This window comes from Alishewanella sp. d11, from assembly GCF_049390205.1.
Taxonomy (GTDB): Bacteria; Pseudomonadota; Gammaproteobacteria; order Enterobacterales; family Alteromonadaceae; genus Alishewanella.
Map to the genome: position 1 here is coordinate 1,812,297 of NZ_CP186547.1, position 18,118 is coordinate 1,830,414.

At 46.2% G+C, this 18,118-nt stretch carries 22 protein-coding genes and 3 rRNA genes; 24 read left to right on the forward strand and 1 reads right to left on the reverse strand.

Going from position 1 to position 18,118, the window contains the following annotated elements; translation table 11 throughout:
- Positions 1–2: 2 nt before the first annotated feature.
- The 23 genes from rplP to rrf all read left to right on the forward strand — a co-directional run bounded on the left by rplP (position 3) and on the right by rrf (position 15,472).
- A complete protein-coding gene (rplP, locus tag ACO1PK_RS08145; protein ID WP_423188150.1) occupies positions 3–416 on the forward strand; it encodes a 50S ribosomal protein L16 in 414 nt (137 codons plus the stop codon).
- A complete protein-coding gene (gene rpmC / locus ACO1PK_RS08150) occupies positions 416–607 on the forward strand; it encodes a 50S ribosomal protein L29 (RefSeq protein ID WP_189484146.1) in 192 nt (63 codons plus the stop codon). The genes rplP and rpmC overlap by 1 nt, the downstream gene beginning before the upstream one ends.
- A complete protein-coding gene (gene rpsQ / locus ACO1PK_RS08155) occupies positions 607–861 on the forward strand; it encodes a 30S ribosomal protein S17 (protein WP_423188151.1) in 255 nt (84 codons plus the stop codon). Before rpmC ends, rpsQ begins: the two co-directional genes overlap by 1 nt.
- 227 nt (positions 862–1,088) lie before the next feature.
- Entirely contained in the window at positions 1,089–1,457 is a 369-nt protein-coding gene (gene rplN / locus ACO1PK_RS08160; protein ID WP_189434388.1) for a 50S ribosomal protein L14, read from the forward strand.
- A gap of 9 nt (positions 1,458–1,466) precedes the next feature.
- Positions 1,467–1,781: a 50S ribosomal protein L24 gene (gene rplX / locus ACO1PK_RS08165; protein WP_423188152.1), complete on the forward strand. Its 315-nt coding sequence runs from the start codon at positions 1,467–1,469 to the stop codon at positions 1,779–1,781.
- A 19-nt stretch (positions 1,782–1,800) separates the two neighbouring features.
- Positions 1,801–2,340, forward strand: coding sequence for a 50S ribosomal protein L5 (gene rplE, locus ACO1PK_RS08170; protein WP_189434382.1), 540 nt, complete (start codon positions 1,801–1,803; stop codon positions 2,338–2,340).
- 11 nt (positions 2,341–2,351) lie between these two features.
- A complete protein-coding gene (gene rpsN / locus ACO1PK_RS08175) occupies positions 2,352–2,657 on the forward strand; it encodes a 30S ribosomal protein S14 (RefSeq protein WP_423188153.1) in 306 nt (101 codons plus the stop codon).
- A gap of 21 nt (positions 2,658–2,678) precedes the next feature.
- On the forward strand, positions 2,679–3,071 hold the full coding sequence (gene rpsH, locus ACO1PK_RS08180) for a 30S ribosomal protein S8 (protein ID WP_423188154.1): 393 nt from the start codon (positions 2,679–2,681) through the stop codon (positions 3,069–3,071).
- A gap of 15 nt (positions 3,072–3,086) precedes the next feature.
- A complete protein-coding gene (rplF, locus tag ACO1PK_RS08185) occupies positions 3,087–3,620 on the forward strand; it encodes a 50S ribosomal protein L6 (RefSeq protein WP_423188155.1) in 534 nt (177 codons plus the stop codon).
- A gap of 9 nt (positions 3,621–3,629) precedes the next feature.
- Positions 3,630–3,980: a 50S ribosomal protein L18 gene (rplR, locus tag ACO1PK_RS08190; protein WP_335737905.1), complete on the forward strand. Its 351-nt coding sequence runs from the start codon at positions 3,630–3,632 to the stop codon at positions 3,978–3,980.
- Positions 3,981–3,989: 9 nt separating this feature from the next.
- Positions 3,990–4,493, forward strand: coding sequence for a 30S ribosomal protein S5 (gene rpsE, locus ACO1PK_RS08195; protein WP_423188156.1), 504 nt, complete (start codon positions 3,990–3,992; stop codon positions 4,491–4,493).
- A gap of 6 nt (positions 4,494–4,499) precedes the next feature.
- Entirely contained in the window at positions 4,500–4,682 is a 183-nt protein-coding gene (gene rpmD / locus ACO1PK_RS08200; protein ID WP_423188157.1) for a 50S ribosomal protein L30, read from the forward strand.
- 3 nt (positions 4,683–4,685) lie between these two features.
- Positions 4,686–5,120: a 50S ribosomal protein L15 gene (gene rplO, locus ACO1PK_RS08205; protein WP_423188158.1), complete on the forward strand. Its 435-nt coding sequence runs from the start codon at positions 4,686–4,688 to the stop codon at positions 5,118–5,120.
- Positions 5,121–5,135: 15 nt separating this feature from the next.
- Positions 5,136–6,464, forward strand: coding sequence for a preprotein translocase subunit SecY (gene secY / locus ACO1PK_RS08210; protein ID WP_423188159.1), 1,329 nt, complete (start codon positions 5,136–5,138; stop codon positions 6,462–6,464).
- 21 nt (positions 6,465–6,485) lie between these two features.
- Positions 6,486–6,599, forward strand: a complete 114-nt coding sequence (rpmJ, locus tag ACO1PK_RS08215) for a 50S ribosomal protein L36 (protein ID WP_008950799.1) — start codon at positions 6,486–6,488, stop codon at positions 6,597–6,599.
- 129 nt (positions 6,600–6,728) lie between these two features.
- A complete protein-coding gene (rpsM, locus tag ACO1PK_RS08220) occupies positions 6,729–7,085 on the forward strand; it encodes a 30S ribosomal protein S13 (RefSeq protein ID WP_065956458.1) in 357 nt (118 codons plus the stop codon).
- 11 nt (positions 7,086–7,096) lie between these two features.
- Positions 7,097–7,486, forward strand: a complete 390-nt coding sequence (gene rpsK, locus ACO1PK_RS08225; RefSeq protein WP_040552629.1) for a 30S ribosomal protein S11 — start codon at positions 7,097–7,099, stop codon at positions 7,484–7,486.
- Positions 7,487–7,519: 33 nt separating this feature from the next.
- A complete protein-coding gene (gene rpsD, locus ACO1PK_RS08230) occupies positions 7,520–8,140 on the forward strand; it encodes a 30S ribosomal protein S4 (RefSeq protein ID WP_423188160.1) in 621 nt (206 codons plus the stop codon).
- Between the two features lie 23 nt (positions 8,141–8,163).
- Positions 8,164–9,153: a DNA-directed RNA polymerase subunit alpha gene (locus ACO1PK_RS08235; RefSeq protein ID WP_189434340.1), complete on the forward strand. Its 990-nt coding sequence runs from the start codon at positions 8,164–8,166 to the stop codon at positions 9,151–9,153.
- Positions 9,154–9,192: 39 nt separating this feature from the next.
- Positions 9,193–9,591, forward strand: coding sequence for a 50S ribosomal protein L17 (gene rplQ / locus ACO1PK_RS08240; RefSeq protein ID WP_189434338.1), 399 nt, complete (start codon positions 9,193–9,195; stop codon positions 9,589–9,591).
- Positions 9,592–10,563: 972 nt separating this feature from the next.
- Positions 10,564–12,092, forward strand: a 16S ribosomal RNA gene (locus ACO1PK_RS08245).
- Positions 12,093–12,314: 222 nt separating this feature from the next.
- A 23S ribosomal RNA gene (locus ACO1PK_RS08250) occupies positions 12,315–15,199 on the forward strand.
- 158 nt (positions 15,200–15,357) lie between these two features.
- Positions 15,358–15,472: ribosomal RNA gene (gene rrf, locus ACO1PK_RS08255) — 5S ribosomal RNA — on the forward strand.
- The 16S, 23S and 5S rRNA genes sit together here, the layout of an rRNA operon.
- 362 nt (positions 15,473–15,834) lie before the next feature.
- Here rrf and ACO1PK_RS08260 read toward each other — a convergent pair.
- Positions 15,835–16,722: a 1-aminocyclopropane-1-carboxylate deaminase/D-cysteine desulfhydrase gene (locus tag ACO1PK_RS08260; RefSeq protein WP_423185173.1), complete on the reverse strand. Its 888-nt coding sequence runs from the start codon at positions 16,720–16,722 to the stop codon at positions 15,835–15,837.
- 342 nt (positions 16,723–17,064) lie between these two features.
- Between ACO1PK_RS08260 and ACO1PK_RS08265 the strand changes: the two genes are divergently transcribed.
- Complete coding sequence (locus ACO1PK_RS08265) at positions 17,065–18,108, forward strand: rod shape-determining protein (protein WP_189433420.1); 1,044 nt, start codon at positions 17,065–17,067, stop codon at positions 18,106–18,108.
- Positions 18,109–18,118 lie beyond the last annotated feature (10 nt).

Here is an 18,118-nt window from a genome sequence, read left to right on the forward strand (position 1 = left end):
CGATGTTGCAACCAAAACGTACAAAATTTCGTAAAGTGCATAAAGGCCGTAACCGCGGTCTGGCCTTAGTTGGCGACAAAGTCAGCTTCGGTACTTATGCACTGAAATCTGTAGAACGTGGTCAAATGACTTCACGTCAAATCGAATCTGCACGTCGTGCTATGACGCGCGCTGTTAAACGTGTTGGTAAAATCTGGATCCGTGTGTTCCCAGACAAGCCAATCACTGCTAAGCCGCTGGAAGTACGTATGGGTAGTGGTAAAGGTTCTGTTGAGTACTGGGTATGTCAGATTAAACCTGGCAAAGTTCTGTACGAAATGGACGGTGTGTCTGAAGAGTTAGCGCGTCATGCTTTTGCATTGGCTGCCGCTAAGCTACCATTTAAGACAACCTTTGTAACGCGGACGGTAATGTGATGAAAGCCAGCGAATTGAAAACCAAAAGTGTTGAAGAGTTAAACGCTGAATTATTAGGCCTGTTACGTGAGCAGTTTAACCTGCGCATGCAAGCAGCTACTGGTCAGTTAGCTCAGTCTCACTTATTGAAGCAGGTGCGTCGTGATATCGCGCGCGTTAAGACCATCTTAACCGAGAAGGCAGGTGCGTAATGACTGAAACTAACATCCGTACACTGCAAGGTAAAGTAATCAGCAACAAGATGGATAAGTCTATCACTGTTGCGATTGAGCGTTCAGTGAAGCACCCAATTTATGGGAAATTCATCAAGCGTACTACCAAACTGCACGTACATGACGAAACTAACCAGTGTAAAGAAGGCGATGTAGTCACTATTCGTGAATGCCGCCCTCTGTCTAAGACTAAATCTTGGACTCTGGTAGCTATCGTAGAATCTGCTTCTTAATTTTAAGTAGTAGAACAAAACGGCTCCTTCGGGAGCCGTTTTTGTATATAAAAACATCTTTTGCTAGGTCTGGAGCAATCCATGCTAATCTGAATTTGTTTTTATTTTAAACTACCACTTTTTAAGAAGTGCTGTTATAATCACGCGCCCTTCCTCTGGGGAGGGGTTTTATTATCGTAAGCAGCGTAACCCGAGAGGGTTACATAGTAGAATAGCGGAGCACTAAGATGATCCAGATGCAATCTATGCTGGAAGTCGCAGACAACAGCGGCGCGCGCAGCGTAATGTGTATTAAGGTCTTAGGTGGTTCGCATCGCCGTTATGCTGCAATTGGTGACATCATTAAAGTTACTGTTAAGGAAGCAATTCCTCGCGGTAAAGTTAAAAAAGGTGATGTTCTGAATGCAGTGGTGGTGCGTACAGCTAAAGGCGTACGTCGTCAGGACGGGTCATTAATCCGTTTTGATCGCAATGCAGCGGTGTTATTAAACACTAAGCTGGAACCGATCGGTACCCGTATTTTCGGGCCTGTTACACGTGAACTTCGTGGCGATAAGTTTATGAAGATCGTGTCTCTGGCACCAGAAGTACTGTAAGGAGTCACCATGGCTAGCAAAATCCGTCGTGATGACGAGGTAATTGTTCTTACTGGTAAGGACAAAGGTAAACGCGGAAAAGTTACTAAAGTGTTAGTTTCTGAATCACGTGTTTATGTTTCAGGCGTGAATCTGGTTAAGAAACACCAGAAACCAGTTCCGGCTATTAATCAGCCTGGCGGTATCGTCGAGAAAGAAGCCTCGATTCATGTTTCAAACGTAGCGATCGTTAACCCTAAAACGGGTAAAGCGGATCGTGTAGGTTTCCGTTTTGAAGATGGCAAAAAAGTCCGTTTCTTCAAATCGAATAACGAAGTAATTTAATTGCTATTGGAGTAATACGATGGCGAAACTGCATGAAATTTATAAAGACACCGTAGTTCCAGAACTGTTTAAACAGTTTGGCTACACCAGCGTCATGCAAGTCCCTCGGATTGTTAAAATCACGCTCAATATGGGTGTGGGTGAAGCCGTAGCTGATAAAAAGATCCTTGAAAATGCTGTAGCAGATTTAACTGCTATTGCTGGCCAGAAACCTCTGGTAACTAAGGCTCGTAAATCAGTCGCTGGTTTCAAAATCCGTGAAGGCTACCCTATTGGCGCGAAAGTGACCCTGCGCGGTGAGCGTATGTGGGATTTCTTAGAGCGTTTAGTTTCTATTGCTATCCCGCGTATCCGTGATTTCCGTGGTGTAAACCCGAAATCGTTTGACGGTCGTGGTAACTACAGCATGGGCGTACGTGAGCAAATCATTTTCCCTGAAATCGATTACGATAAAGTAGACGCTGTACGTGGTTTAGATATCACTATCACTACTACTGCCCGTACCGATGATGAAGGACGTGCTTTACTTGCCGCGTTTAACTTCCCGTTCAAGAAATAAGGTGTAGGGTCATGGCAAAACAATCAATGAAAGCTCGCGAATTAAAGCGTGCACAACTGGTAGCCAAATTCGCTGCAAAGCGTCATGAACTGAGAGATCTGATTGCCAATCCAACAACGTCTGATGAAGACCGTTGGGCAGCAGTTTTGAAGTTACAGACGTTACCGCGTGATTCAAGCCCAGCACGTCAGCGTAATCGTTGTCGTGTGACAGGTCGTCCACATGGTTATCTGCGCAAGTTCGGTATGAGCCGGATCAAGGTCCGCGAAGCGGCTATGCGCGGTGAAATTCCTGGCCTTCGTAAGGCTAGCTGGTAAGAATCACGGGAGTAACGAGCTATGAGTTTGCAAGATCCAGTAGCGGATATGTTTACTCGCATCCGTAACGGCCAGTCGGCTAACAAAGTTGCGGTTAAAATGCCATCTTCAAAATTGAAGGTTGCAATTGCGAAAGTATTAAAAGACGAAGGTTACATCGGCGATTTCGCTGTATCTGGTGATGTTAAGCCAGAATTGGAAATTACGTTAAAGTATTTCCAAGGCAAATCAGTTATTGAAACTATCGATCGTGTTAGTCGGCCAAGTCTGCGCATCTACAAGAAGCGCGATGAATTACCTAAGGTAATGGGCGGTTTAGGTGTGGCCATCGTGTCAACATCTAAAGGACTAATGACTGACCGTGCTGCGCGCAAGGTTGGTATCGGTGGCGAAATCATCGGCTACGTAGCGTAACGGAGGTAGTAATCTATGTCTCGTGTTGCTAAAGCCCCCGTCACTCTTCCTACCGGCGTATCAGTTACGCAAAACGGTCAGGTAGTGGCACTTAAGGGCAAAAACGGCGAGTTGACACTAAATGTTAACCCTGCGGTTGAAATCGTTGTTGATGGTAACGTACTGCGTACTGTTCCACGCGAAGGTTTCGAAAACGCTGACGCACAAGCGGGTACAGCCCGTGCACTTTTAAATAATATGGTTACTGGTGTTAGCGAAGGCTTCACTCAGAAACTGGAATTAGTAGGCGTGGGTTACCGTGCTAAGGCAGAAGGTAAGGTATTAAACCTGAGCTTAGGCTTTTCACACCCGGTCGTTTTCGAAGTACCAAATGGTATTACCATCGAAACACCTACTCAGACCGAAGTAGTAGTTAAAGGTGCTGACAAGCAATTAGTTGGTCAGGTTTCTGCCAACATTCGTGCATATCGTAAACCAGAGCCTTACAAAGGCAAAGGTGTTCGTTATGCGAATGAAAACGTGCGTCGTAAAGAAGCGAAGAAAAAGTAAGGTAGGACGATGGATAAGAAACTTGCTCGTCTGCGTCGTGCCAAACGCACTCGCAGAAACATTATCGAACAAGGTGCGAATCGCCTGGTAGTACACCGTACTCCACGTCACATCTACGCTCAGCTTATTGCACCAAATGCAGAAGTGATTGCTGCAGCTTCTACTGTAGAAGCTTCAATCAAAGAATCACTGAAGTACACTGGTAACGTAGATGCAGCTAAGGCTGTAGGTAAAGCGATCGCCGAACGTGCAGTAGCTAAAGGCGTTACTGCTTGTGCTTTTGACCGTAGCGGCTTCCAGTATCATGGTCGCGTGCAGGCGTTAGCAGACGCCGCGCGTGAAGCCGGTCTTCAGTTCTAGGAGTAGCTCATGGCTAACGAAGAAGCTAAACAACAATCTGATTTACAAGAGAAGCTTGTTGCCGTTAACCGCGTGTCAAAAGTGGTAAAAGGTGGTCGTATTTTCAGCTTTACTGCATTGACAGTGGTTGGCGACGGTAACGGTCGTGTTGGTTTTGGTTATGGTAAAGCGCGTGAAGTTCCAGCTGCTATTCAAAAGGCAATGGAAAAAGCACGTCGTAACATGACTCAGGTTGAACTAAATGGTAACACACTGCATCACCCAACTAAGGGTGTGCATTCAGGTTCTAATGTTTACATGCAGCCTGCTGCGGAAGGTACTGGTCTAATTGCTGGTGGTGCTATGCGCGCTGTTCTGGAAGTTGCTGGTATTCAAAACATTTTATCTAAGTGTTACGGTTCAACTAACCCAATTAACGTAGTTCGCGCAACTATTAATGCTTTAGCGTCTGTTAAGTCGCCAGCACAAGTAGCTGCAAAACGCGGTTTACGCGTTGACGATATTCTGGGGTAATTTACCATGACGAAGAAAACTATCAAAGTCACTCAGGTGAAGTCTAGCATTGGTCGCTTACCGCGCCACAAGGCTTCTTTACTGGGTTTAGGTTTACGTCGTATTGGTCATACTGTTGAAGTTGAAGATACTCCTTCAGTTCGTGGTATGATCAACGCCGTTTACTACATGGTTAAAGTGGAGGAGTAACAGATGTTATTAAATACTCTTGCTCCAGCACCAGGTGCTAAGAAAGAAAAGCGCCGTCTGGGCCGTGGTATCGGTTCGGGCTTAGGTAAGACAGGTGGCCGTGGTCACAAAGGTCTTAAATCACGTTCTGGCGGCGGTGTTCGTCCAGGTTTCGAAGGCGGTCAAATGCCTTTAAAACAACGTTTACCTAAGTTCGGCTTCACTTCTCAGAAATCTCTGGTTTCTGCTGAAGTACGTTTACACGAACTGGCTGCCGTTAATGGTGACGTGGTTGATTTAGCCTCTTTAATGGAAGCTAACATCATTGCACGTACTGTTAAGTTCGCTAAAGTTGTGCTTTCAGGCGAAATTACTCGTCCTGTAACTGTCAAAGGTTTAGGCGTAACTAAAGGCGCGCGTGCTGCGATTGAAGCCGCCGGCGGTAAAGTAGAAGAATAATAAGGATAGTACGCGATGGCTAAACCAGGTTCGGACTCAAGAGTAGCAAAAGGCGGCTTCAGTGAATTGAAATCTCGCTTGTTGTTTGTGCTCTTAGCCATAATCGTATTTCGGTTAGGCTCCTTTGTGCCAATTCCTGGAATTGACGCCACCGTGCTAGCTCAGTTATTCGAGCAACAAAGAGGTACCATCGTTGAAATGTTTAATATGTTCAGCGGTGGTGCTCTTGAGCGTGCTTCAGTATTTGCGTTAGGTATTATGCCTTACATCTCTGCCTCTATTATCGTTCAACTTTTGACGGTTATGCATCCGGCAATGGCTGAACTGAAAAAAGAAGGTGAAGCGGGTAAGCGTAAAATCAACCAATACACGCGCTACGGTACGTTAGCATTAGCGATATTACAATCTATTGGTATTGCCACCGGCCTGCCAAATATGATGCCAGGGTTAGTAATTAACCCAGGTTTTGCATTTTACTTTACCGCAGTAATCAGTTTGGTTACAGGAACCATGTTCTTAATGTGGTTAGGTGAGCAAATTACAGAACGTGGCATTGGTAATGGTATTTCGTTGCTAATTTTTACCGGTATTGTTGCTGGCTTCCCGTCTGCCATTGGCCAGACGATTGAGCAGGCACGTCAGGGCGATTTGCACTTTTTACTATTAATTGCTATTGGCGTGATCGTTGTTGCGATTACCTGGTTTGTGGTGTTCTTTGAACGCGGCCAGCGTCGTATTGTGGTTAACTATGCTAAGCGTCAGCAAGGCCGTCAGGTGTTTGCCGCGCAAAGTAGCCATTTACCGTTAAAGGTGAACATGGCAGGTGTTATTCCACCAATTTTTGCGTCTAGCATAATTCTGTTCCCTGGCACTATTGCTAGTTGGTTCGGGTCAGGCGAAGGTATGGTAGCGAATTTCTTACAAGAATTAGCGCTAACATTATCTCCGGGACAACCGCTGTATATGATGTTATACTCAGCAGCGATTATTTTCTTCTGTTTCTTCTATACTGCGTTGGTATTTAATCCGCGTGATACAGCTGATAACTTGAAGAAGTCTGGTGCCTTCATTCCTGGTATCCGTCCTGGTGAACAGACGTCAAAATACATTGATAAAGTGATGACTCGGTTAACCCTTGCAGGTGCCTTGTATATTACCTTTATTTGTTTGGTTCCTGAGTTCATGATGGTAGCGTGGAATGTACAGTTCTACTTCGGTGGTACTTCGTTGCTGATTATCGTCGTGGTTATCATGGATTTCATGGCACAGGTACAGACCCATCTGATGTCTCATCAGTATGATTCTGTTCTGAAAAAGGCAAATCTTAAAGGCATAGGTCGTTAAGATTATTTGCGGAGTTAAGTTATGAAAGTACGAGCTTCCGTTAAGAAGATCTGCCGTAACTGCAAAGTGATCAAGCGTAACAACGTAGTTCGCGTAATTTGCAGTGAACCTAAGCACAAACAGCGCCAAGGTTAATAGCAGAAAACGATAAGGCGGGCTGAACTTTAAGTTTAGCCCCTTTATTGTTTGCAATATAAGCGCCATTTGAGTATCCTTACGGGCTTTTCAAATTGGCATCTTTTAATTTCAGATAGGAGAACGTTAGTGGCCCGTATCGCTGGCATTAACATCCCCGATAATAAACATGCAGTGATTTCACTGACTTATGTTTATGGTATCGGTAAGACCCGCTCAAAAGCTATCTTAGCTGCAGTGGGCATCGAAGAGACAACCAAGATCGCAACGTTAAGCGATGCACAACTGGACTCTTTACGTGACGAAGTTGCAAAATACACCGTTGAAGGTGACTTGCGTCGTGAAATCACATTAAACATTAAGCGTTTAATGGACCTGGGTTGCTACCGTGGTTTACGCCACCGTCGTAGTCTGCCGGTTCGTGGACAGCGCACTAAGACTAATGCGCGTACCCGTAAGGGCCCACGTAAAGCGATTAAGAAATAAGGTGATTCAACATGGCTAAAGCACCAGTTCGTACTCGTAAGCGGGTAAAAAAACAAGTTTCAGACGGTATGGCTCATATCCATGCTTCTTTCAACAACACCATCGTGACGATCACTGATCGTCAGGGCAATGCGCTGTGTTGGGCAACTGCTGGCGGTTCAGGTTTCCGTGGTTCACGTAAATCTACCCCTTTCGCTGCTCAGGTAGCTGCAGAGCGTGCAGGTACTGCTGCACTTGAATATGGTCTGAAAAACCTTGAAGTGTTTGTGAATGGCCCAGGCCCAGGCCGCGAATCAGCGATTCGTGCTCTGAATGCCGCTGGTTACAAAATCACAAATATCACCGACGTGACGCCAATCCCGCATAACGGTTGCCGTCCACCTAAAAAACGTCGCGTGTAATAACAGCGCTTCACGGATTATTGGAGAAAGAAGATGGCAAGATATTTGGGTCCTAAGCTCAAACTAAGTCGTCGCGAAGGTACAGATCTGTTCCTGAAGAGCGGCGTAAGAGCAATCGATTCAAAGTGTAACTTAACCACAGCACCTGGTCAGCACGGCGCACGTCGCGGTCGTTTATCAGACTATGGTTTACAGTTACGCGAGAAGCAAAAAGTACGTCGTATTTATGGCGTATTAGAAAAGCAGTTCCGTAATTATTACAAAGAAGCTGCGCGTTTGAAAGGTAATACCGGTGAGAACCTGTTAGCGTTGTTAGAGTCACGCTTAGACAACGTTGTATATCGCATGGGTTTAGCCAGTACACGTGCTGAAGCACGTCAATTGGTCAGTCACAAAGCAATCATGTTAGATGGTCGCGTCGTGAATGTTCCATCACATGCTGTATTACCTGAACAAGTTATCTCTGTTCGTGAGAAAGCTAAAAAGCAAGCCCGTATCGGTGCTGCGCTTGAAGTTGCCGCACAACGTGAGAAACCAACTTGGATCGAAGTAGATAATGCGAAACTGGAAGGCGTTTTTAAACGTACTCCTGAGCGTTCAGATTTGTCTGCTGACATCAACGAACAGTTAATCGTCGAGCTTTACTCTAAGTAAAGCTAATTGTTAAGAGAGGATATATGCAGGGTTCTGTCACCGAATTCCTTAAGCCGAGATTAGTTGGTATCGAAAGGATCAACCCAACTCGTGCCAAAGTTACTTTGGAACCACTTGAGCGCGGTTTCGGGCATACCTTGGGCAACGCGTTACGTCGTATTCTGTTATCGTCAATGCCAGGTTGTGCAGTGACTGAGGTAGAAATCGACGGCGTTCTCCATGAGTACAGTGCTAAAGAAGGTGTCCAGGAAGATATCATTGATATACTCCTTAACCTGAAAGGCCTTGCCGTTCGCCTGGAAGACAAAGATGAAGTCACGCTGACTTTAACGAAGAAAGGTGCCGGCCCTGTAACTGCTGGAGACATCCAGCGTGGCGACGGTGTAGTAATCGTTAATCCTGACCATGTTATTTGTAACCTAACAGGCGAAACTGAATTCAGTATGCGTCTTAAGGTTCAGCGCGGTCGTGGTTATGTGCCTGCATCAGCTCGTTTGTCCTCAGATGATGACGAACGTCCTATTGGTCGTCTGTTACTCGATGCTTCTTTCAGCCCTGTAGAGCGTATTGCTTATACAGTTGAAGCTGCGCGTGTAGAACAGCGTACTGACTTGGATAAACTGATTATCGACATGGAAACCAATGGCACTGTTGAGCCAGAGGAAGCCATTCGTCGCGCAGCAACTATTCTTGCTGAACAGCTTGAATTCTTTGTTGAACTGCGTGATAAGAGTGAGCCTGAAAAACGTGAAGAGAAACCGGAGTTTGATCCGATTCTGTTACGTCCTGTTGATGATTTAGAGCTAACAGTTCGTTCTGCAAACTGCTTGAAGGCAGAGCAGATTCAGTACATTGGTGATCTGGTGCAGCGTACCGAGGTTGAGCTTCTTAAAACGCCAAACCTTGGTAAGAAGTCACTTACCGAAATCAAAGACGTGTTGGCATCACGCGGTTTATCCTTAGGCATGCGCCTGGAAAACTGGCCGCCAGCTAGTTTGGTAAATAAAGACTAACCAGATACCAGTTCCTGGTTTAGTGAGAAGGAATAGATCATGCGCCATCGCAAGAGTGGTCGTCAATTAAATCGGAACAGCAGCCACCGCACGGCAATGTTCCGCAACATGGCAAGCTCATTGGTGAAGCACGAAATCATCAAAACGACTTTGCCAAAAGCTAAAGAGTTACGTCGTGTGATCGAGCCATTGATCACATTAGCGAAAAATGACAGCGTTGCAAATCGCCGTTTAGCTTTCGCTCGTACTCGTGATAAAGAAGTTGTAGGTTTATTATTCAACGTTTTAGGCCCGCGTTACAACGCGCGTCCAGGTGGTTACACTCGTATTCTTAAGTGTGGCTTCCGTACTGGTGATAATGCACCTATGGCTTATATTGAATTAGTTGATCGTCCGGAAACGGATGCGTTGCCAGTTGAAGAAACTGCAGCTGAATAATCAATAGTTCCACTAAAAGCCGAGCAATGCTCGGCTTTTTTAATGCCTCAAATATTAACATTAGGTACTTCTAACAACTTAGCTCCACTCTCTCTACTACTCATTTTACCTATACTGTAATAGAGTCAAGTTTAATCAGTGAATCACTATTTATAACTTCTTATATATTCGTCCAGTTGGCTTACTCAATCTCATTCTGTTGTTGCGACCTAAACGCCCTTTGCAGTGATAAGTGATAATTGGTTAAAAAGACTTCAGGTTTGTAACTGCTCAATAGCCTTCATCTTTATTCCCTATTGGATTAGACCTAGTTATAGAACGAATTTTCGTTATTAACCAATTGATCGAGACGAGTAAAAGTTTCCAAGTTTTAGCATATCCAATATAAGGTTTAACTACTCTGATTATGTTTTGATATTACATACTGTTATTGATTCAAGCCATTTACTCTGTGATGTAGTCTTTCGAGTGAAGAGTTTAGCCAATTCCTTTTCAATATATTGTAACTGTCTGCACTTCTATTCTTTTCAGGGCTCATTGAGCATTTTTACCTTTTTAATGTTTCGTAATTAACCTTTTGGTTAGCATAAAGCACATTTAAAGGTCTTTATGCCTAGAAATGCCCTAAAACAACGTAATACAGTCATCATTTTGTTTGTTAAATGGACATTTCGGCTAAAAAGTGTCCGAACGATCCTTTTATTGAAAAAAGATCTTGATCAAGTTTTTCGGATCTCTATAATGCGCATCCACAGACAGGGACAACGGCAACGTAGTCAAAGTTTGAAAGAATACGGTTCGTAAGAATCCTGAGGTGAAAGCCTCGCTTCTAATAAGAAGCACGCTCTTTAACAATTAGCAATCAATTATCTGTGTGGGCACTTATGATCATTTCGAAATGAAATTAATCAGTAGTGACCAAAGAAATTTAGTCAGTAATACTGAGCGTCACTTCGGTGACAGAAAGAACTTTAATTGAAGAGTTTGATCATGGCTCAGATTGAACGCTGGCGGCAGGCCTAACACATGCAAGTCGAGCGGATGAGGGTAGCTTGCTACCTGATTTAGCGGCGGACGGGTGAGTAATGCGTAGGAGCTGCCTGATAGAGGGGGATACCAGTTGGAAACGACTGTTAATACCGCATAATGTCTACGGGACCAAAGTATGGGACCTTCAGGTATATGCTATCGGATGCGCCTACGTGGGATTAGCTAGTTGGTGGGGTAATGGCTCACCAAGGCGACGATCCTAGCTGGTTTGAGAGGATGATCAGCCACACTGGGACTGAGACACTACCAGACTCCTACGGGAGGCAGCAGTGGGGAATATTGGACAATGGGCGCAAGCCTGATCCAGCCATGCCGCGTGTGTGAAGAAGGCCTTCGGGTTGTAAAGCACTTTCAGTGGGGAGGAAGGAGTTGTTGTTAATAGTAGCAATTCTTGACGTTACCCACAGAAGAAGCACCGGCTAACTCCGTGCCAGCAGCCGCGGTAATACGGAGGGTGCAAGCGTTAATCGGAATTACTGGGCGTAAAGCGCACGCAGGCGGCTTTTTAAGTCGGATGTGAAAGCCCTGGCTCAACCTGGGAATTGCATCCGATACTGAAAAGCTAGAGTACGTGAGAGGGGGGTAGAATTCCAAGTGTAGCGGTGAAATGCGTAGAGATTTGGAGGAATACCAGTGGCGAAGGCGGCCCCCTGGCACGATACTGACGCTCAGGTGCGAAAGCGTGGGGAGCAAACAGGATTAGATACCCTGGTAGTCCACGCCGTAAACGATGTCTACTAGATGTTCGAGGTCTTGTACTTTGAGTATCGCAGCTAACGCATTAAGTAGACCGCCTGGGAGTACGGTCGCAAGATTAAAACTCAAATGAATTGACGGGGGCCCGCACAAGCGGTGGAGCATGTGGTTTAATTCGACGCAACGCGAAGAACCTTACCTACTCTTGACATCTACAGAAGAACGCAGAGATGTGTTTGTGCCTTCGGGAACTGTAAGACAGGTGCTGCATGGCTGTCGTCAGCTCGTGTTGTGAAATGTTGGGTTAAGTCCCGCAACGAGCGCAACCCTTATCCTTAGTTGCCAGCACGTAATGGTGGGAACTCTAGGGAGACTGCCGGTGATAAACCGGAGGAAGGTGGGGACGACGTCAAGTCATCATACTTACGAGTAGGGCTACACACGTGCTACAATGGTACGTACAGAGGGAGGCAAGCTGGCGACAGTGAGCGGATCTCTTAAAGCGTATCGTAGTCCGGATTGGAGTCTGCAACTCGACTCCATGAAGTCGGAATCGCTAGTAATCGCAAATCAGAATGTTGCGGTGAATACGTTCCCGGGCCTTGTACACACCGCCCGTCACACCATGGGAGTGGGTTGCAAAAGAAGTAGGTAGCTTAACCTTCGGGAGGGCGCTTACCACTTTGTGATTCATGACTGGGGTGAAGTCGTAACAAGGTAACCGTAGGGGAACCTGCGGTTGGATCACCTCCTTACCTATATAGAATGAGTTATAAGTGTTCACACAGATGATTGATTGCATGAGCGAAAGAATGAGAGCTTAAATGAAAGTGTTCCAGCGGGAATGGTTTGATTTGAGTTTATCTCAAACTGCTCTTTAACAATTTGGCAAGCTGATGTAAAAAGAAACAAAACAAGGATACATATATTGTATACCTTACTCACACCTGTAACTTCAAGACATTTTGGGGTTGTATGGTTAAGTGACTAAGCGTACACGGTGGATGCCTTGGCAGTCAGAGGCGATGAAGGACGTACTAACCTGCGAAAAGCTACGGGGAGCCGGTAAGAGGCGCTAATCCGTAGATGTCCGAATGGGGAAACCCAGTGCATTTATGCACTATCGTTACATGAATACATAGTGTAACGAGGCAAACCGGGAGAACTGAAACATCTAAGTACCCCGAGGAAAAGAAATCAACCGAGATTCCGTTAGTAGCGGCGAGCGAACGCGGACTAGCCCTTAAGCTAGATTGGTGTTAGTGGAATCATCTGGAAAGCTGAGCGATACAGGGTGATAGCCCCGTACACGACAACACCTTTATAGTGAAAACGAGTAGGACGGGACACGTGGTATCCTGTTTGAACATAAAAATTCATCCTCCAAGGCTAAATACTCCTGACTGACCGATAGTGAACCAGTACCGTGAGGGAAAGGCGAAAAGAACCCCTGTAAGGGGAGTGAAATAGAACCTGAAACCGTGTACGTACAAGCAGTGGGAGCCCACGTTGTTGGGTGACTGCGTACCTTTTGTATAATGGGTCAGCGACTTACATTCTGTAGCGAGGTTAACCGAATAGGGGAGCCGTAGGGAAACCGAGTCTTAACTGGGCGAATAGTTGCAGGGTGTAGACCCGAAACCGGGCGATCTATCCATGAGCAGGTTGAAGGTTGGGTAACACTAACTGGAGGATAACCGAACCCACTACTGTTGAAAAAGTAGGGGATGACTTGTGGATCGGAGTGAAAGGCTAATCAAGCTCGGAGATATCTGGTTCTCCTCGAAAGCTATTTAGGTAGCGCCTCGAGCGAATACCATTGGGGGTAGAGCACTGTTTGGGCTAGGGGGTCATCCCGACTTACCAACCCCATGCAAACTCCGAATACCAATGAGTACTACTCGGGAGACACACGGCGGGTGCTAACGTCCGTCGTGAAAAGGGAAACAACCCAGACCGCCAGCTAAGGTCCCAAAGTGATGATTAAGTGGAAAACGATGTGGGAAGGCATAGACAGCTAGGAGGTTGGCTTAGAAGCAGCCACCCTTTAAAGAAAGCGTAATAGCTCACTAGTCGAGTCGGCCTGCGCGGAAGATGTAACGGGGCTAAAATCATCCACCGAAGCTGCGGATTCACACTAAGTGTGAGTGGTAGAGGAGCGTTCTGTAAGCCTGCGAAGGTGTCTTGAGAAGGATGCTGGAGGTATCAGAAGTGCGAATGCTGACATGAGTAACGATAAGGGGAGTGAAAAACTTCCCCGCCGAAAGACCAAGGGTTCCTATCCCATGCTAATCAGGGTAGGGTGAGTCGGCTCCTAAGGCGAGGCTGAAAGGCGTAGTCGATGGGAAACAGGTTAATATTCCTGTACCGGCCAATACTGCGATGGGGGGACGGAGAAAGCTAGGCAAGCGCGGCGTTGGTAGTCCGCGTGAAAGTGCGTAGGTTGGAGGAGTAGGAAAATCCGCTTCTCTAAGACTGAGACACGAGACGAGTCACTACGGTGACGAAGTTGCTGACGCTCTGCTTCCAGGAAAAGCCTCTAAGCTTCAGGTATTGGTGACCGTACCCTAAACCGACACAGGTGGTCAGGTAGAGCATACCAAGGCGCTTGAGAGAACTCGGCTGAAGGAACTAGGCAAAATAGTACCGTAACTTCGGGAGAAGGTACGCTCTTGTGTGTGAATGCCTTGCGCAGTAAGCACGTGAGAGTCGCAGTGACCAGCTGGCTGCAACTGTTTATTAAAAACACAGCACTCTGCAAACTCGTAAGAGGACGTATAGGGTGTGACACCTGCCCGGTGCCGGAAGGTTAATTGATGGGGTTAGCGCAAGCGAAGCTCTTGATCGAAGCCCCGGTAAACGGCGGCCGTAACTATAACGGTCCTAAGGTAGCGAAATTCCTTGTCGGGTAAGTTCCGACCTGCACGAATGGTGTAATGATGGCCAGGCTGTCTCCAGCCGAGACTCAGTGAAATTGAAATTGCGGTGAAGATGCCGTATACCCGCGGCTAGACGGAAAGACCCCGTGAACCTTTACTATAGCTTGGCACTGAACATTGACCCTACATGTGTAGGATAGGTGGGAGGCTTTGAAGCTGGGACGCTAGTCCTGGTGGAGCCGTCCTTGAAATACCACCCTTGTATGTTTGATGTTCTAACGTAGGTCCCTGAATCGGGATTGCGGACAGTGTCTGGTGGGTAGTTTGACTGGGGCGGTCTCCTCCTAAAGAGTAACGGAGGAGCACGAAGGTTGGCTAAGTACGGTCGGACATCGTACGGTTAGTGTAATGGTAGAAGCCAGCTTAACTGCGAGACAGACACGTCGAGCAGGTACGAAAGTAGGTCATAGTGATCCGGTGGTTCTGTATGGAAGGGCCATCGCTCAACGGATAAAAGGTACTCCGGGGATAACAGGCTGATACCGCCCAAGAGTTCATATCGACGGCGGTGTTTGGCACCTCGATGTCGGCTCATCACATCCTGGGGCTGAAGTTGGTCCCAAGGGTATGGCTGTTCGCCATTTAAAGTGGTACGCGAGCTGGGTTTAGAACGTCGTGAGACAGTTTATCCTATCTGCCGTGGGCGTTGGATGATTGAGTGGAGTTGCTCCTAGTACGAGAGGACCGGAGTGAACGAACCGCTGGTGTTCGGGTTGTCATGCCAATGGCACTGCCCGGTAGCTACGTTCGGAACGGATAACCGCTGAAAGCATCTAAGCGGGAAGCCGGCCACAAGATGAGTCATCCCTTAGGCTTTAAGCCTACTAAAGGGTCGTTGGAGACCACAACGTTGATAGGTGAGGTGTGGAAGCGTGGTGACACGTTAAGCTAACTCATACTAATTGCCCGAGAGGCTTAACCATACAACGCCCAAGATGTTTTAGAAGAAGGTTGTGAGTAACCTAATCAGCTTGCTAGATTAAAGATGGAACGACAATTTTTTATCAAATGCATCCATGCATTTGACCCGCAAGCGGGCCGCACTAAAGTGCGTTAAAACGTTGTTCCTGACACGTTTTTGCCTGGTGGCAATAGCGCTGTGGAACCACCTGAACCCATTCCGAACTCAGAAGTGAAACGCAGCTGCGACGATGGTAGTGTGGCATTCGCCATGCGAGAGTAGTACACCGCCAGGCACCTCATTCAATAGAAAAGCCCTACTCGAAAGAGTGGGGCTTTTTTATTGGCTGTGATTCTGGTGGTATATTGCTCGAGCAGGGCGACCCCATGCGAAGTAGTACAGTGAAGCCGGGAATTCGACAAGCCAACAGTTTGGCTTGGCGCCGGCTGAACGCCACGAGCGCTGCGAGGGGCATGAAGGCACCTCATTCAAGCAAAAGGCCTACCCTAACGGGTGGGCCTTTTTGCATTGAAGCGCCTTCGGGCCTGCCTGCGGCAGTCCAACTTCGTTCCTGACGAAGTTGTCGTCATGCGACATTGGTGATTGAGTGAGCAAAATGACGTACTCATCGACGCAGGTGGAAAATTGCTATCCAGTTTATACTGCTGTGCAAGCTTCTTCGTTATCATCTGCAGCAAGTAGCGCATACTCAGTTTCACTGATTAGCTTACGATAATAAAGACCGGCCAAACCTTGTAGGCCACCAGTATGAAAAAAGGCTATTCGTTGACCTGCCGCTAGCTCTTTTTTTTCTAATAATTCAAATAATTGATATAAAGCTTTACCGGTATATATGGGTTCTAAACTAATCTGTGGTTTTAACTCACAGCAAAATGCCACTACTTCAGCCTTAACTTTACCATAAGCTGAGCTTGCCTTTGTAAGTTCCCAATTAGAAAAGTTATGATTTATCGGTAAGCAAGCATTAACCTTGTCTATAAGTGTTTTGTCTTGTACAACGGCCAAACCTAATACTCTTATATCAGGGTATCGTTGAATAATACCGGCTATGGTTCCTCCACTTGCTGTGGCACAACATAACAAGCTTGCTTCTCCTGCTGGCGTCTGTGCGAGAGGTAAAGCCATTACGCCTTTTGCACCTTCTTCATTACTTCCCCCTTCAGGGATAATAAGGTAGTCTGGATAACAATTTATTAGTTTTTGATTGAACTCTGAAGTATGGCGTTGTCTATAGTAAGAGCGATCAACTGGCTGAAGGTACATGCCGTTCTGTAAACATTGCGCGAGTGTCGGATTGGTAAGGTCAATTTTATCTGTTCTGACTAAACCTACTGTTGGAAACCCATAGTGCTTCCCTGCAGCGGCTAATGCAGCAAGGTGGTTGGAAAAAGCGCCGCCCATACTTAAGATACCTTGCTTAGCTGATCTTTTACGAAGCGCTGAAGCAAGCTTAAGCCATTTATTACCTGAAATATTTGGCACTGTCGTAGCTAGCTGGCAGACCCAAAGCTCAGTTTTTGTCATTTCCAGTTTTGGATGTTGCAATTGCAGCCAGCAGATTTCGGGTAATTCAGACATGGTTTCTTTACGTTATTATCGAATGTATTTATGTTTTATTATAGCTTTTAGTCTTTCGCAACAGGCTAATTGTTGTAACTAAAATCTAGTGAATATGTTTGTGGCTAGACTTATTTTAGGTAATGACAAAGTGGTTCGTGTTAATTTGGTAAAAATGTCATAAAAAGCTATTTTCTTGCTAGAGACTTACTTAGAATAGCCATAACATTCGTATAAATTTCTTTCTGTTGCTGTTTTGCCTTTTACGGTCTTGGCAGCCGAATTTTGTTAAAAGGATTCATTTTCTCCATGTTCAATAAACTGCGCGGCATTTTTTCAAATGATCTCTCTATCGATCTTGGCACTGCCAATACACTTATTTATGTGAAAGACCAGGGTATAGTGCTTAATGAGCCTTCGGTTGTTGCAATTCGCCAAGAACGTGCTGGCGGCCCGAAAAGTGTTGCTGCTGTTGGACATGCAGCTAAGAGAATGCTAGGTCGCACACCAGGCAATATTAAAGCAATCCGTCCGATGAAAGACGGGGTTATTGCTGACTTTTATGTGACTGAAAAAATGCTTCAGCATTTTATTCGCCAAGCTCACAGTAACAGTTTTTTACGTCCTAGCCCTCGTGTTCTCGTATGTGTACCTTGTGGTTCAACCCAGGTTGAAAGACGTGCCATACGTGAATCGGCACAAGGAGCCGGAGCGCGTGAAGTTTATCTGATTGATGAGCCAATGGCTGCAGCTATTGGTGCAGGTTTACCTGTTTCTGAAGCAACAGGCTCCATGGTAGTCGATATTGGTGGTGGAACCACTGAAGTTGCTATCATTTCTTTGAATGGCGTCGTGTATTCTTCTTCTGTGCGGATTGGTGGTGATAAATTTGACGATGCCATTGTGAATTATATTCGCCGCAACTATGGTATTTTAATTGGTGAAGCAACTGCAGAGCGCATCAAAACCGAGATTGGTTCAGCATACCCCAGTGACGATGTGTTAGAAATTGAAGTGCGTGGTCGTAATCTGGCAGAAGGTGTGCCGCGTAGTTTCACCATGACTAGCAATGAAATTCTGGAAGCACTGCAAGAACCTTTGGCGGGTATTGTTAGTGCTGTTATGGTGGCGCTAGAACAATCTCCGCCAGAGCTTGCCTCTGATATCTCGGAACGAGGCATGGTGTTAACTGGCGGTGGTGCTTTACTGCGTGACTTAGATCGCTTGTTAATGGAAGAAACTGGTATTCCTGTGGTTGTAGCGGATGATCCACTCACTTGTGTTGCTCGTGGTGGTGGTAAGGCACTGGAGATGATAGACATGCACGGTGGTGACGTTTTCAGTTACGATTAATGCGGTTTTT

Coding starts and splice junctions, on each gene's coding strand:
- rplP (WP_423188150.1), top strand. CDS start 3: ATGTTGCAACCAAAACGTACAAAATTTCGTAAAGTGCATAAAGGCCGT.
- rpmC (WP_189484146.1), top strand. CDS start 416: ATGAAAGCCAGCGAATTGAAAACCAAAAGTGTTGAAGAGTTAAACGCT.
- rpsQ (WP_423188151.1), top strand. CDS start 607: ATGACTGAAACTAACATCCGTACACTGCAAGGTAAAGTAATCAGCAAC.
- rplN (WP_189434388.1), top strand. CDS start 1,089: ATGATCCAGATGCAATCTATGCTGGAAGTCGCAGACAACAGCGGCGCG.
- rplX (WP_423188152.1), top strand. CDS start 1,467: ATGGCTAGCAAAATCCGTCGTGATGACGAGGTAATTGTTCTTACTGGT.
- rplE (WP_189434382.1), top strand. CDS start 1,801: ATGGCGAAACTGCATGAAATTTATAAAGACACCGTAGTTCCAGAACTG.
- rpsN (WP_423188153.1), top strand. CDS start 2,352: ATGGCAAAACAATCAATGAAAGCTCGCGAATTAAAGCGTGCACAACTG.
- rpsH (WP_423188154.1), top strand. CDS start 2,679: ATGAGTTTGCAAGATCCAGTAGCGGATATGTTTACTCGCATCCGTAAC.
- rplF (WP_423188155.1), top strand. CDS start 3,087: ATGTCTCGTGTTGCTAAAGCCCCCGTCACTCTTCCTACCGGCGTATCA.
- rplR (WP_335737905.1), top strand. CDS start 3,630: ATGGATAAGAAACTTGCTCGTCTGCGTCGTGCCAAACGCACTCGCAGA.
- rpsE (WP_423188156.1), top strand. CDS start 3,990: ATGGCTAACGAAGAAGCTAAACAACAATCTGATTTACAAGAGAAGCTT.
- rpmD (WP_423188157.1), top strand. CDS start 4,500: ATGACGAAGAAAACTATCAAAGTCACTCAGGTGAAGTCTAGCATTGGT.
- rplO (WP_423188158.1), top strand. CDS start 4,686: ATGTTATTAAATACTCTTGCTCCAGCACCAGGTGCTAAGAAAGAAAAG.
- secY (WP_423188159.1), top strand. CDS start 5,136: ATGGCTAAACCAGGTTCGGACTCAAGAGTAGCAAAAGGCGGCTTCAGT.
- rpmJ (WP_008950799.1), top strand. CDS start 6,486: ATGAAAGTACGAGCTTCCGTTAAGAAGATCTGCCGTAACTGCAAAGTG.
- rpsK (WP_040552629.1), top strand. CDS start 7,097: ATGGCTAAAGCACCAGTTCGTACTCGTAAGCGGGTAAAAAAACAAGTT.
- rpsD (WP_423188160.1), top strand. CDS start 7,520: ATGGCAAGATATTTGGGTCCTAAGCTCAAACTAAGTCGTCGCGAAGGT.
- ACO1PK_RS08235 (WP_189434340.1), top strand. CDS start 8,164: ATGCAGGGTTCTGTCACCGAATTCCTTAAGCCGAGATTAGTTGGTATC.
- rplQ (WP_189434338.1), top strand. CDS start 9,193: ATGCGCCATCGCAAGAGTGGTCGTCAATTAAATCGGAACAGCAGCCAC.
- ACO1PK_RS08260 (WP_423185173.1), bottom strand. CDS start 16,722: ATGACAAAAACTGAGCTTTGGGTCTGCCAGCTAGCTACGACAGTGCCA.
- ACO1PK_RS08265 (WP_189433420.1), top strand. CDS start 17,065: ATGTTCAATAAACTGCGCGGCATTTTTTCAAATGATCTCTCTATCGAT.